The 12,802-nt window shown below is 64.7% G+C and carries 12 protein-coding genes; 6 read left to right on the forward strand and 6 right to left on the reverse strand.

Annotated features, from left to right (window positions below):
• Positions 1 to 113: 113 nt before the first annotated feature.
• From CVM73_RS09345 to CVM73_RS09355, 3 genes are all read left to right on the forward strand, one after another.
• Positions 114 to 677 carry a MarR family winged helix-turn-helix transcriptional regulator gene (locus CVM73_RS09345; protein WP_100231720.1) on the forward strand — a complete coding sequence of 188 codons (564 nt, stop codon included), beginning with the start codon at positions 114 to 116 and terminating at the stop codon, positions 675 to 677.
• Between the two features lie 189 nt (positions 678 to 866).
• Complete coding sequence (locus CVM73_RS09350; RefSeq protein ID WP_100231721.1) at positions 867 to 1,541, forward strand: response regulator; 675 nt, start codon at positions 867 to 869, stop codon at positions 1,539 to 1,541.
• A 1-nt stretch (position 1,542) separates the two neighbouring features.
• Positions 1,543 to 2,958, forward strand: coding sequence for a sensor histidine kinase (locus CVM73_RS09355; protein WP_100231722.1), 1,416 nt, complete (start codon positions 1,543 to 1,545; stop codon positions 2,956 to 2,958).
• Positions 2,959 to 3,088: 130 nt separating this feature from the next.
• On the opposite strand, the gene CVM73_RS09360 is transcribed toward CVM73_RS09355, so the two are convergent.
• From CVM73_RS09360 to CVM73_RS09380, 5 genes are all read right to left on the reverse strand, one after another.
• Positions 3,089 to 4,744, reverse strand: a complete 1,656-nt coding sequence (locus CVM73_RS09360) for a TRAP transporter large permease (RefSeq protein WP_100231723.1) — start codon at positions 4,742 to 4,744, stop codon at positions 3,089 to 3,091.
• Positions 4,745 to 4,770: 26 nt separating this feature from the next.
• Complete coding sequence (locus tag CVM73_RS09365; protein ID WP_100231724.1) at positions 4,771 to 5,352, reverse strand: TRAP transporter small permease subunit; 582 nt, start codon at positions 5,350 to 5,352, stop codon at positions 4,771 to 4,773.
• Between the two features lie 182 nt (positions 5,353 to 5,534).
• Positions 5,535 to 6,569, reverse strand: coding sequence for a GTP 3',8-cyclase MoaA (moaA, locus tag CVM73_RS09370; protein ID WP_100231725.1), 1,035 nt, complete (start codon positions 6,567 to 6,569; stop codon positions 5,535 to 5,537).
• Between the two features lie 109 nt (positions 6,570 to 6,678).
• A complete protein-coding gene (locus CVM73_RS09375; RefSeq protein WP_167406737.1) occupies positions 6,679 to 7,149 on the reverse strand; it encodes a hypothetical protein in 471 nt (156 codons plus the stop codon).
• A gap of 137 nt (positions 7,150 to 7,286) precedes the next feature.
• Entirely contained in the window at positions 7,287 to 7,994 is a 708-nt protein-coding gene (locus CVM73_RS09380; protein WP_100231727.1) for an HAD-IA family hydrolase, read from the reverse strand.
• Positions 7,995 to 8,149: 155 nt separating this feature from the next.
• On the opposite strand from CVM73_RS09380, the gene rpiA reads away from it, so the two are divergent.
• The 3 genes from rpiA to gor all read left to right on the forward strand — a co-directional run bounded on the left by rpiA (position 8,150) and on the right by gor (position 10,951).
• Positions 8,150 to 8,869 carry a ribose-5-phosphate isomerase RpiA gene (rpiA, locus tag CVM73_RS09385; RefSeq protein ID WP_100231728.1) on the forward strand — a complete coding sequence of 240 codons (720 nt, stop codon included), beginning with the start codon at positions 8,150 to 8,152 and terminating at the stop codon, positions 8,867 to 8,869.
• On the forward strand, positions 8,866 to 9,414 hold the full coding sequence (locus CVM73_RS09390) for a DUF2059 domain-containing protein (RefSeq protein ID WP_100231729.1): 549 nt from the start codon (positions 8,866 to 8,868) through the stop codon (positions 9,412 to 9,414). Before rpiA ends, CVM73_RS09390 begins: the two co-directional genes overlap by 4 nt.
• Positions 9,415 to 9,562: 148 nt before the next feature.
• Positions 9,563 to 10,951: a glutathione-disulfide reductase gene (gene gor, locus CVM73_RS09395; protein ID WP_100231730.1), complete on the forward strand. Its 1,389-nt coding sequence runs from the start codon at positions 9,563 to 9,565 to the stop codon at positions 10,949 to 10,951.
• Positions 10,952 to 11,464: 513 nt separating this feature from the next.
• Here gor and CVM73_RS09400 read toward each other — a convergent pair.
• Entirely contained in the window at positions 11,465 to 12,604 is a 1,140-nt protein-coding gene (locus tag CVM73_RS09400; RefSeq protein WP_100231731.1) for a hypothetical protein, read from the reverse strand.
• Positions 12,605 to 12,802: the final 198 nt, after the last annotated feature.

The raw sequence follows: 12,802 nt of genomic DNA on the forward strand, positions 1-12,802 counted from the left end.
TACTGCTTACCGGGCTCAACCAGTCCCGACGGGAATCCAGCTTTGATCGAACACGGCGGCTCTCGATCCTTGATCGGGAAGCCAGGACGGCCGTTTCCGTTGGGGACTTATCAATGAGAATGGCAAATGAGATCGTGCAACTCCTGGTGCAATCGGCCGGCAGTTGGCTTTTTGAAGGTCATCGTTCGGGTCTGAGCGATCGCGAATGGATGGCCTTGCGATTTCTCGCTCTTGCAAACAGATTCTCGAAGACGCCGACGGCTCTCGCGGACTTTCTGGGCACCACTCGCAGCGCCGCATCGCAGATTGCCGCCGTGCTCCTAGAGAAGGGATTGGTGGTCCGTAAGTCCTCTGCGGAGGATAAACGCTCGATCACGCTATGTATCACACGTGAGGGAGAGAAGTTCCTGGAGCGCGATCCGATCAACGCTCTGCGCGATCAGCTCGTGACACTCGAGGTCTCCGATCTGTCTCGGCTGCGCGACACGCTTCGCCGCGTCCTGGTGAGACTCGATGTTGCCGAGCGCCGTCATCATACCGACGTTTGCAACCAATGCATGTTCCTGGTCGAGAACGGAGGGGGGAAAGACCGTCATTTCAAGTGCCGGCTCTTTCGGAAATCCATAGCGGAGAAGGAGACGACCCTGCTCTGCACCTATTTCGAGGCGCGGAGCTAGAAGGCTCACCTGCTCTGCGCTGAACTGTCCAGAAGGGAACGGATCGTCCGGGCTCGGCTGGCTTACACGAAGCTGACAGGGCGAACGGCCGTCGGACACTTTTTCGCTGGCCGCCGCGGCCGGAATGGTGGAAGAGAGCCAAGATACCGCGCGGGCCGTGCGGCGACCTGGTTACCCGTCGGGACTAAGATGCGCCTTCTGATCGTCGAGGACAATGCCGAGCTGTCGCGGCTCGTTGCCGGCGGGCTGGCGGCGGCCGGCTATGAGAGTGACATCGTCGGCAGCGCGGCCGAGGCGCGCGAGGCGGTGAGCAGCGTCAGCTATGCCGCGATGATCCTCGACCTCGGCCTGCCCGACGGCGACGGCCTGTCGGTGCTGCGCGAGCTGCGCCTCAAGATGGAGCCGCTGCCGGTGCTGGTGCTGACCGCGCGCGGCGGCGTGCAGGACCGCGTCAACGGCCTGCGTAGCGGCGCCGACGACTATCTCGCAAAGCCGTTTGCGATGGAGGAACTGCTGGCGCGGCTCGAGGCCATCCTGCGCCGACCCGGCCAGTTGCTCGGCCGCTCGCTCACTCTCGCCAACCTCGTCTACGACACCGAGAGCCGCCAGATCTTCGTCGACGACCAGCCGCGGATCATCTCCGCGCGCGAGACCTCGGTGCTCGAGATCCTGCTGCGCCGGCAGGGGCGGGTGGTGCCGAAGAAGAACGTCGAGGACCACATCTTCGGGCTCGAAGGCGAAGTCGCCTCCAACGCGGTCGAGGTCTATGTCTCGCGGCTGCGCAAGCAGCTGGCGGAACATGGCGCCAAGGTCGTGATCCACACCATCCGAGGCGTCGGCTATCTCATGACTGAGGAGAAATAGCGTGGCCCGGCTCGGATCCAGTGCCGGGTCCTATGGCAGGTCGCCGACGTTCAAATCGCTGATCTGGCGCATCGTGTTCCTCCACATCGTTGCGGTCGCGGTGGTCGCGATCTTCCTGCCGCTGCTGCTGTTCTGGCTGCTCAATTCCGAGATCGACCAGCTGCATCGCGATGCCATGCGCGCCCAGGCCGAAGTGCTGGCGGGGCGCATCGTTGCGCAGCCGGACGGTACGCTGACTTTCAATCTGCCCGACAGCCTCAAGGGCCTCTATTCGGACGCCTATGGCCGCTATCAGTATGACATTCGCGACGCCGAGGGCCGGTTGCTGTTCTCCTCCCACCGGCGTTCCCCAGCGGTGGCAGCGCCGCGCTTGTCCGACACCATTTCCGGCGCCGGCGTCAGCCGCGACATCGACGGCAGGACGGTGCGCATCCAGGTTGCGGAGGACCTCGCGCACCGCGACGTCATCATCGACGACATCGTCTCGAACTTCTTCCGGCGGGTCGGGTGGATCACCATCCCGATCCTCCTGGTCCTGCTTGCCACCGACATCATCATCTTCCGCCGCGCGATTGCGCCGCTGTGGAAGGCCTCGGAGGAGGCCAGCAATATCGGCCCGGCGCGGACCGACATCCGCTTGCCGACGGCACAGACCCCACGCGAGATCCTGCCGCTGGTCACCGCCGTGAACCAGGCGCTCGATCGCCTCGAGGGCGGCTTTCGCGTGCAGCGGCAGTTCACGGCGGCCGCCGCGCATCAGTTGCGCACGCCGCTCGCGATCCTGCGCACGCGGATCGAGACGCTCGACGACCGTGCGGCACGGCAGGCGCTGCATGCCGACATTGAAACCATGAGCCGCCTCGTCGCCCAGCTGCTGGAGATCGCCGAGCTCGACACATTGGTGCTCGATCCCGGCGAGACCGCGGATTTGCGCGCCGTCTGCGCCGAGGTGGTCGGCTCGATCGCTCCGTTCGCGATTGCGCAGCACAAGGACATCGCGTTGAAGGGCACGGACGCGCCGGTCGAGATCCACGGCAATTCCGAGATGCTCCAGCGCGCGATCTTCAACCTTGCCGAAAACGCCATCAAGTTCACCGCGAAGGACACTTCCGTCGAGGTTGAGGTGCGCGATGACGGTTCGGTGCGCGTGCGCGATTGCGGCCCGGGCATCCCGGACGCCGAGCGCGAGCTGATCTTCCAGCGCTTCTGGCGCGCCGACCGCCGGCGCAGCGACGGCGCGGGCCTGGGACTTTCGATCGTCCGCGCGGTCGCGGACGATCATGCGGCGACGGTCACGGTGGAGAACCTTGCAGGCGGCGGCGCGGAGTTCACGCTGCGGTTCAGGCTGGCGGACGGAGCCGATGTTTCACCCTCCCCTGGAGGGGGAGGGTCGGCGCGTAGCGCCGGGGTGGGGTGATCTATCCACTCGGGCACTGTTCACGCGGAGAGACCGTCACCCCACCCCGTCTCACATTTTCGCTGCGCTCAATGTGAGCCGACCCTCCCCCTCCAGGGGAGGGTAAGAGGGCGATCGCGCCATTCGCCCGTTACTTCTGCGGCGGTCCGAGATCCAGCGGCGGTAGCTCGATCTGCGGCACCTCGATCTTGATCGTAGAGGGATCGATGTTCGTCTGCACGCCCTTGTAGTGCATCACCATCGCGGGGAATGCGATGACCAGACCGACCATGATGACCTGGATGACGACGAATGGCACCGCGCCCCAGTAGATCTGGCCCGTGGTGACCGGATCCATCCGCTTGCCGGTGACGCGATCGGTGTATCGCTCCTTCGGTGCGACCGATCGGAGATAGAACAGGGCGAAGCCGAACGGCGGATGCATGAACGAGGTCTGCATGTTGACGCCGAGGATGACGCCGAACCAGATCAGGTCGATGCCGAGGTGCTCGGCGGCGGGTCCGAGCAGCGGGATCACGATGAAGGCCAGCTCGAAGAAGTCGAGGAAGAAGGCCAGCACGAAGACGAAGGCGTTGACGAAGACCAGGAAGCCGATCTGACCGCCGGGGAGGGAGGTCAAGAGGTGCTCGACCCAGACGTGCCCGTTGACGCCGTAGAAGGTCAGCGAGAACACGCGGGCGCCGACCAGGATGAAGACGACGAAGGCGGACAGTTTGGCGGTCGATTCCGTGGCCTGCCGGATCAGGTCCCAGCTCAGCCGGCGCTTCGCGGCGCCGAGGATGAGGGCACCGGCGGCACCCATCGCGCCGCCTTCGGTCGGTGTCGCGATGCCGATGAAGATCGTGCCCAGCACCAGGAAGATCAGGAACAGCGGCGGCACCATGACGAAGGTGGTCTGCTGCGCCATCTTCGACAGGAAACGGAAGCCGGTCAGCTTGTCGATGACCCAGTTCAGCACGGCGACGACGAACGCGAAGATGATGCCGCAGAACATGCTGAGCACGACGTAATCGGCGCCATGCACGCTCGAATTGCGCATCATGAACCATCCGAACACGCAGCTCGCCAGGAACAGCATGCCGAGAGAGACGAGGCCGCGGCTGCCACTCTCCTCGCGGAAGCCGATGGCCTCCTTCGGCAGGCCTGGCGTCGCCTTCGGGAAGATCATGCTGACGAGGAAGGCGTAGCCGGCATAGAGGCCGGCGAGCACGAGACCCGGAATGAAGGCGCCCTCGTACATGTCGCCGACGGACTTGCCGAGCTGGTCGGCCATCACGATCAGGACGAGCGAGGGCGGAATGATCTGCGCGAGCGTGCCGGATGCTGCGATGACGCCGGCTGCCACACGCCGGTCATAGCCATAGCGCAGCATGATCGGCAGCGAGATCAGACCCATCGAGATCACCGAGGCGGCGACGACGCCCGTCGTCGCGGCGAGCAGCGCGCCGACGAAGATCACGGCATAGGCGAGACCGCCGCGGATGGTGCCGAACAATTGGCCGATGGTGTCGAGCAGATCCTCGGCCATGCCTGACCGCTCGAGCACCAGTCCCATGAAGGTGAAGAAGGGAATGGCGAGCAGCGTGTCGTTGTTCATCACGCCGTAGACCCGCTCCGGGAGGGCCTGCAGGAAGTCGGGGTGGAATTGGCCGAGCTCGACGCCGATCACGGCGTAGAACAGGCCGACGGCGCCGAGCGAGAATGCCGCGGGATAGCCGAGCAGCAGCACGACGACCAGCGACGCGAACATGATGGGCGCCATATTGGCGATGATGAATGCGGTCATGATTTCCCCTACACCGTCGCCAACGGCTACTTCTTCTCGATCGCTTCGACGAGATGCTCGACTTCCGCCTCAATCGCCGACACCTGCGAATCATGGGGATCCGGCATCAAGCCGCGCATGACTGCGATCCGCTTGATCAGCTCGGAGATGCCTTGCACGAGCAGGAGGGCGAACCCGATCATGATCAGGGATTTGGCCGGCCATTGCGGCAAGCCGCCGGCATTGCCGGATTGCTCGTTGATCTGGAACGAGCGCTGGAAGAACGGCACGCCGGTGATGATCATCACGACGCACAGCGGAATGAGGAAGAAGAAGTGACCGATCACGTCGATGACGTTGCGGGCGGTCTTCGGCAGCGCGTTGTTCACGATGTCGATGCGGATGTGCTCGTTGTCGAGCAGCGTCCAAGGCGAGCAGAGCAGGAAGACGATGCTGAACAGCACCCATTGCAGCTCGAGCCACGAATTGGACGAGGTGTCGAACGTCTTGCGGACGATCGCGTTGACCGCCGAGATGATGACGGCGAGCACGATCAGCCATGCCAGGCGCTTGCCCGTCCAGCGCGTGAACGCGTCAATCCTGCTGCTCAACTTTAGGAGCGCTTGCAACGATAGGTCCTCCCCCGATTGTGCCCCGGCCGTCTTGACTGCGCCGAGCTGGCGCGTGGCTTGTCTCGCCGCGCAGGCATGAGGCAGGCCGCACCAAACCAGCGGGCGTGCCGCCAGTCAATCGGAAGTTTGTTGATAGTTAAGGGGAATAAGCCCGTATAAGCCCGTGTGGCGGCCAGCTTCTAGCCGCCGGTGACGCTCATGTGCCTGGAGACGCTGGGCCGGTCGTGGCGGCGGTCGATGATGAAATCGTGGCCCTTGGGCTTCAGCCCGATGGCGCGGTCGATCGCATCCGCAAGCAGCACATCCTCGCTCGATGCACGCAGAGGTTTGCGTAAGTCGGAAGCATCCTCGTGGCCGAGGCAGGTGTGCAGCGTTCCCGTGCAGGTGATGCGCACCCGGTTGCAGGATTCGCAGAAATTATGAGTCATCGGCGTGATGAAGCCGAGCTTGCCGCCGGTCTCGGCGACGCTGACGTAGCGCGCCGGACCGCCGGTGCTCTCGGCCAGATCCGTCAGCGTGAATTGCTGGGCGAGGCGGGCACGCACCAGCGACAGCGGCAGATATTGGTCGATGCGTCCCGATCCGATCTCGCCCATAGGCATCACTTCGATCAGCGTCAGGCCCATGCCCTTGCCGTGGGCCCAGCGCATCAGCTCGGGCAGCTCGTCCTCGTTGAGGTTCTTCAGGGCGACGGCGTTGATCTTCACGGCAAGCCCTGCGGCGCGCGCGGCCTCGATCCCCTCGAGCACCTTGTCGATCTCGCCCCAGCGGGTGATCTCGCGAAACTTCTTGGGATCGAGCGTGTCGAGCGAGACGTTGATGCGGCGGACGCCGCAGTCGGCGAGTTCCCGCGCGTGCTTCGCAAGCTGGGTGCCGTTGGTGGTCAGCGTCAGCTCGTTCAGGGCGCCGCTCGACAGATGCCGCGACAGCGAGCGCACCAGCGTCATCACGTTGCGGCGGACCAAGGGCTCGCCGCCGGTGAGCCGCAGCTTCCTCACACCCTTGGCGATGAAGGCCGAGCAGAGACGGTCGAGTTCCTCCAGCGTCAGCAGGTCCGCCTTGGGCAGGAACGTCATGTCTTCAGACATGCAGTAGAAGCAGCGCAGGTCGCAGCGATCGGTGACGGAAACGCGCAAGTAGGTGATGGTCCGCCCGAACGGATCGGTCATCGCGCTCGACAGCGCGGCGCGGGGGCTCGCGGAAGGTCCGTTCATACCAAATGCCTTGTCACTTGCGGCGACGGGCGCGCCTTTGCTTCAGCGGTACTGTCGACGCAATCTAAGCATCGGACGCGGCTAGGACAATCGGGTGGTATACGCAACTTTAGCGCTTGCCTGCGTTCGGATCGGGGAAGGGCGAGCTCGCGGCGGGGGCAGCATCGGCCGGCGCTGCGGCAGGGGCGGCTGGCTTCGGCTTCTTCGGTCGATGCGGCTTGCGGACGGGTTTCGGCGGCACCGCCGGCTGGAGTTCCGCAAACACCGGATTCGGATCGGTGACGACCGAGGCGGGCGTGGTGAAATCGCCGGGATTCTTGATCACATTCACCGGCACGCTCGTTGGCTGGTACTTGGGCAGCGCGAAGGCGACCGTGAACGGTGCGTCGGGCGCGGGAACCGAGACCGAGCAGGGCGTCTTGCAGCCCGGACCGAGCGAGGTCGTGGCGTCAGCGCCCGGGGGATTGGATTCGAGCCGGACCTGGACGGTCGGCGGCGCCGATTTGAACATGTCCCAGGACATCGAGGAGCAGCCACCCAGGCTCGCTCCCGCAAGCGCTACCGCGATGACACGACGCATGAACCACCCACTTTGACTGCGGCGAACCGCCACATCCCCAGCTTGAGCTTAGGAGTGTCGTTTGGGGCAAGCAATTGGCGCGCGCCGCATAGATAGTAGATGGTTAACGCCGGGCTCCGGGAAATAACCTAGCTCTATCAGTTGGTTATAAGGGGCGAGACCGTCATCAGGCTGCTGGCGGCCGCCGGCAGGTCGCGCATGTGATGGATCAGCCGGTCCGGCTTCAGCTCGGCAATCGGCACGTCGGTGTAGCCGAAGCTGACCCCGATCACGGGAACTCCGGCCCGCCGCGCCACCCCGACATCGGTTCCGGCGTCGCCGACCATGATGCTGGCCTTCACATCGCCGCCGGCCCGGGCCACCGTCTCGCGGAAGATGGTCGGATCGGGCTTCTGGACGCCAAAAGTGTCGGCGCCGCAGATCGCCGCGAAGCGGCGGCTGAGGTCGAGCTGGTCCAGCAGCCGCTTGGACAGCCATTCCAGCTTGTTGGTGCAGACCGCGAGCCGATGGCCCTGCGCCGCGAAATGATCGAGCGCGGCCTCGAGCCCCTCGAAGGGGCGCGATTCGACCGCGATATGGTCGGCGTAATAGGCGATGAAATCCGCGGTCATCCGGTCCATGTCTGCGGGGGTGACGGTGCGGTCCTCGGCCTCCAGCCCTCGCTCGATCAGCTTGCGGGCGCCGGCGCCGATCATGTTGCGGGCCGAGGCCATCGGGACGGGCGGCAGGCCTTCGCGGTCGAGCACGTAGTTCAGGGCAGTGATCAGGTCGGGCGCCGTGTCCACAAGCGTGCCGTCGAGATCGAAAACGATGGTGTGAGGGCAAGTCTTCTCGAAGGAGGTCATGATCCAAGCGCTACCGGCCCGGGCGTATCCGCGCAAGAGGCCGGCCCATAAGATCACCTTATAGGTCTGTTCCCGCGAGAAAAACGAGGCTACATAGGCCGCCGAAAGCGGCCGCTATGGCGGCTCATCCTCCCAATTCAGAGGCGGGCGCACACGTGAACATGGACCAGTTGAAGCGGCAGGCTGCTGCGCGCGCCCTCGAGGAGGTGCGCGACGGCATGCAGCTCGGGCTCGGCACCGGCTCGACGGCCAAACATTTCGTCGAGCTGCTCGGCGAGCGCGTGGCCGCCGGGCTCAAGGTGATTGGCGTGCCGACCTCCGAGGCGACGCGGGCCGATGCTCTGCGCTGCGGCGTGCCGCTGACGACGCTGGATGAGATCGACCATCTCGACATCACCGTCGACGGCGCCGACGAGATCGATCCCGAGCTCAATCTGATCAAGGGCGGCGGCGGTGCGCTCTTGCGCGAGAAGATCGTGGCGGCCGCCTCGGATCGCATGATCGTGATTGCCGACGACAGCAAGTGGGTGCCGACGCTCGGCAAGTTTCCGCTGCCGGTCGAGGTCATCCCGTTCGGCCTCGGGGCGACGCGCCGCGCGATCGAAAAGGCATTTGCCGAATGCGGCGTTTCCGGGCAAATGGCGGTCCGCAAGGCCAAGGACGGCCACGTTTTCGTCACCGATGGCGGCCACTGGATCGTCGATGCCCAGCTCGGACGTATTGTGGATCCACCCGGTCTCGCCAAGGCGCTCAGCGCCATCCCCGGGGTGGTCGAGCATGGCTTGTTCATCGGCTTGGCCAGCTCGGCCGTTCTGGCGGGCGGCGGCGGAATCCGCGTGATTGAACGGCGCAAGCCGAAAGGAGACCAGGAATGAAGAACGCGTTGAAATTGTTGCCGGCCGCGACTCTCGCTGTGGGACTGGCCCTCTCGGCCGCCCCGGCCATGGCGCAGCAGCCGGCGCCGGCCCCCAAGGCTGCCGCAGCACCGGCTCAGGCGAAATCCTCGCCGGCGGCCATCGCAGCGGCCAAGGAAATTTTGCAGATCAAGAACGCCACGGCGATGTATCAGGGCGCCGTGCCCGGCCTCGTCGAGAAGACCAAGATCGCGCTGACGCAGCAGAACCTCAACTACCAGAAGGATCTCAACGAGGTCGCGCCGATCGTGGCCCAGCAGCTCGCCGGCCGCCAGAACGAGATCGGCGAAGGCATGGCGCAGATCTACGCCAGCGAGTTCACCGAGCAGGAGCTGAAGGACCTCGTCACCTTCTACAAGTCGCCGCTGGGCAAGAAGCTGATCGAAGCCGAGCCGCGCGCCATCGGCCTCAGCATGGCCTTCATGAACTCCTGGGCCCAGAACTTCTCCGAGACCGTGATGGGCGCCTTCCGCGCCGAGATGCGCAAGCGTGGCAAGGAGATCTGATCGATCCTATCTGATCAGAGTTCACTAAAGCGCGTCATCGCGCTTTAGTTTGCTATTTGAGCATGATCTTTTCGGAAAACCGCGCCACACTTTGCGCTGGCGCGGCCCTTCGGGTCCGGATCATGTTCTGAAAGGGGTCGGAGTGACAATGGCTAAATTCGACGTCGACCTCTTCGTCATCGGTGGCGGCTCGGGCGGCGTGCGTGCCGCCCGCATCGCGGCCGGTCACGGCGCCCGCGTCATGATCGCGGAAGAGTACCGCATGGGCGGCACCTGCGTGATCCGCGGCTGCGTGCCGAAGAAGCTGTTCGTGATCGGCTCGCATTTTCGTCAGGAGCTCGAGGACGCCGCGGGCTTCGGCTGGACCGTTCCGTCCGTCAGCTTCGACTGGCCGACTCTGATCGCCAACAAGGACAAGGAGATCGCGCGGCTGGAGGCGGCCTACACGACGAATGTCGAGAAGTCGGGCGCGCAGATCGTCAAGAGCCGCGCGGTGATCGAGGACAAGCACACCGTCCGCCTGTTCGAGAACGACAAGAAGATCACCGCGAAGTACATCCTGATCGCGACCGGCGGCGCGCCCAACCATGGCGCAGCAATTCCCGGCATCGAGCACGTCATCTCCTCCAACGAGGCGTTCCACCTTGCGAAGCTGCCGAAGCGGATCGTGATCCAGGGCGGCGGCTATATCGCGCTGGAATTCGCCGGCATCTTCGCCGGCTTCGGCTCCGACGTCACCGTGATCTATCGCGGCGACAACATTCTTCGCGGTTTTGACGAGGATGTTCGGACCCACGTCCGCAGCGAGATGGAGAAGCAGGGGATCACGATTCTCACCGGCTGCACGGTGACAAAGGTTGACCGCCACGGCGAGGGCTTCACCACCCATCTGTCGAACGGATCGAGCATTGGCTCCGATCAGGTGATGTTCGCCATCGGCCGCCATCCCAACGTCGCCAATCTCGGGCTCGATAAGGCCGGCGTCGCCATCAACCCGAACAATGGCGGCATCGCCGTCGACCATTTCTCCAGGAGTTCGGTCGACAGCATCTATGCCATCGGCGACGTCACCCACCGCTTCAACCTGACGCCGGTCGCGATCCGCGAGGGCCATGCCTTCGCCGACACCGTGTTCGGCAAGCGCGAGGTGAGTGTCGATCACGCCAACATCCCGACCGCGGTGTTCTCGCAGCCGGAGGTCGGCACGGTGGGGCTGACGGAAACCGAGGCGCGCGCGCAATTCAGCCACGTCGACATCTACAAGACGACGTTCCGCCCGATCAAGGCGACGATGTCGGGCCGCGACACGCGCGTGCTGATGAAGCTCGTGGTCGACGGCGCGACCGACCGCGTGCTCGGCTGCCACATCGTCGGCGACGCCGCCGCCGAGATCACGCAAGCTGTCGCGATCGCGGTGAAGATGAAGGCGACCAAGGCCGATTTCGACACGACCATCGCGCTGCATCCGACCGCGGCCGAAGAGCTCGTCACCATGCGCACGCCGACCGCACGCCACGTGCGTCAGGCGGCGGAGTAGGGCGGCCAGACGAGCTCGGCTCTTAATTGGTGCGCGCTAACCCTCCTCCCTTGTGGGCAGGGCTATCGCATATGCTTTCACGGGGACTGTCCGCGGGCTTGCTCCGCCTCTCCCGCTTGCGGGAGAGGCCGACGCGCCCCGGGCGATGCGAAGCATCGGCCCGCGCGCGGCGGGTGAGGGCTCTCGCCGCGCAGGGACATACTCGGCAAATTCTCAACAACCCCAACGCGGAGACACCCTCTCCCCAACCCTCCCCCGCAAGCGGGGGAGGGAGCCCAGTGCCGATGCCGCCGCATCGTGCACGCCATATGCGATCGCCCTGCCCTTGTGGGGGAGGGTGGCTTCGCGGAACGCGAAGCCGGGTGAGGGGTATCTTTCCTCACGAACGGTGTGTCGAGCGGAGAGAACCCCTCATCCGGCGCTTCGCGCCACCTTCTCCCACAAGGGGAGAAGGAAGGAACATCGAGCGGCAGGCGAACCCAATCACTACGCGTGCCCGACAGCGACGCGCGGCTACCCGTACAGATACCCGACCGGCCTGCCTTCCGTGCGCAGGGGACGGATGTCCTTCTGCGTGATGATCTGACCGGCGAGGCCGTCGATCTCGTCACGCTGCGTCGGGGTCCAGCTCCGCAGCTCGTTCATGCCCTTGAGCAGGCCGAGCCGCAGGATCTGGGTGTTTTCGCCGACACCCGTGAGGCGGATGGACTCCTTGCCGGCCGTCACCACGTCGCCGGCGGAAAGGTCGAAGCTCTCGCCGGCCTTCTTCTGAAATTCGGCGGTGCCGCGAATGACGCGATAGATCACGACCTCGCCCTTGGCGAAACAGGTCGCGTCCGCAGCGGCCGACGTGCTCTTGGGCAGCAGCGAATGACTGCGCGGGTCGGTTGCAATGATGTGGCCGGTGACGAGGTGGCCGCTCGGACTCTCGATGCCGATATCGCGCACATAAACTGGCAAGGTCGATTTGACGGAGCCATCGGCGAGCGGCTTGAACAGCGCGTCCAGCGCCAGGGGATCCTGAAGCCAGAAGCCGGCATCGGCCGGCCGGTTGTGCAGGGGATGGCCCCAGGCCACGCGTGGTGTCTCGGCTTCATTGATCTGGTCCGGACCGACGATGGTCGGGTTCGGAAACGTCGTCGGATCGGTGATGAAGGCTTCGAGGAATTTGCCGGAATAGCCCATCGAGATCGGATCGGGCACCACGGTCTGCGGCGTCTTCAGGTTCTCTTCGGTCGACAGCCCCGACCAGGTGTAGAACAGCTGGCGGTGCACGATCGCGCTTTGCAGCATCACCGCGCCGGGGCCGACATTGTAGAAGCGCCCGTCATAGTCGAAGGTGAATGCGCCCGAGGTGACCAGCACGAGCTGAAAGCCGCCCGGCGGCAGATGAAGATGGAAATCGGTGGGGCCGGTGTCGGGCCGATAGATCGGCAGGTTGGTCGCGACCTCGTGCAGGAGGAAGGTCTCGTTGTTGGCGTGAAAGCCTTCATTGGCGCGGTTGTAGAGCGCCTGCGGCCGGTACGTCGCCTCGAATTTCGCATCCCGGTCGCGATCGATCGCCACGAAATCCCGATCGTTGAGGCACAGCCGCGCGCCGTTCGGATGGGTGAGACCGGTGAATTTGAGAGCTCCGGCAGCATGCACGTTCATGGCATTCTCCGATCTGAGGCCATTCATCCCGGAGCTGGGCGCGCGTAACTTGCCGCTCCTTGTCGTGGCCGGGCAGGGAATTGGCCTGATGCTGTCTTGCGAATTTTAGGCCAGTCGGAGCGCGACAGCGGCGCTGCAGGCTCACCGGCTGCACGCGGCGCGAAAATAATCGAGATTGCACCTGAGGTTAGGCAACAG

Origin of the sequence: Bradyrhizobium forestalis, from assembly GCF_002795245.1 — a bacterium.
GTDB classification, from domain to species: domain Bacteria; phylum Pseudomonadota; class Alphaproteobacteria; order Rhizobiales; family Xanthobacteraceae; genus Bradyrhizobium; species Bradyrhizobium forestalis.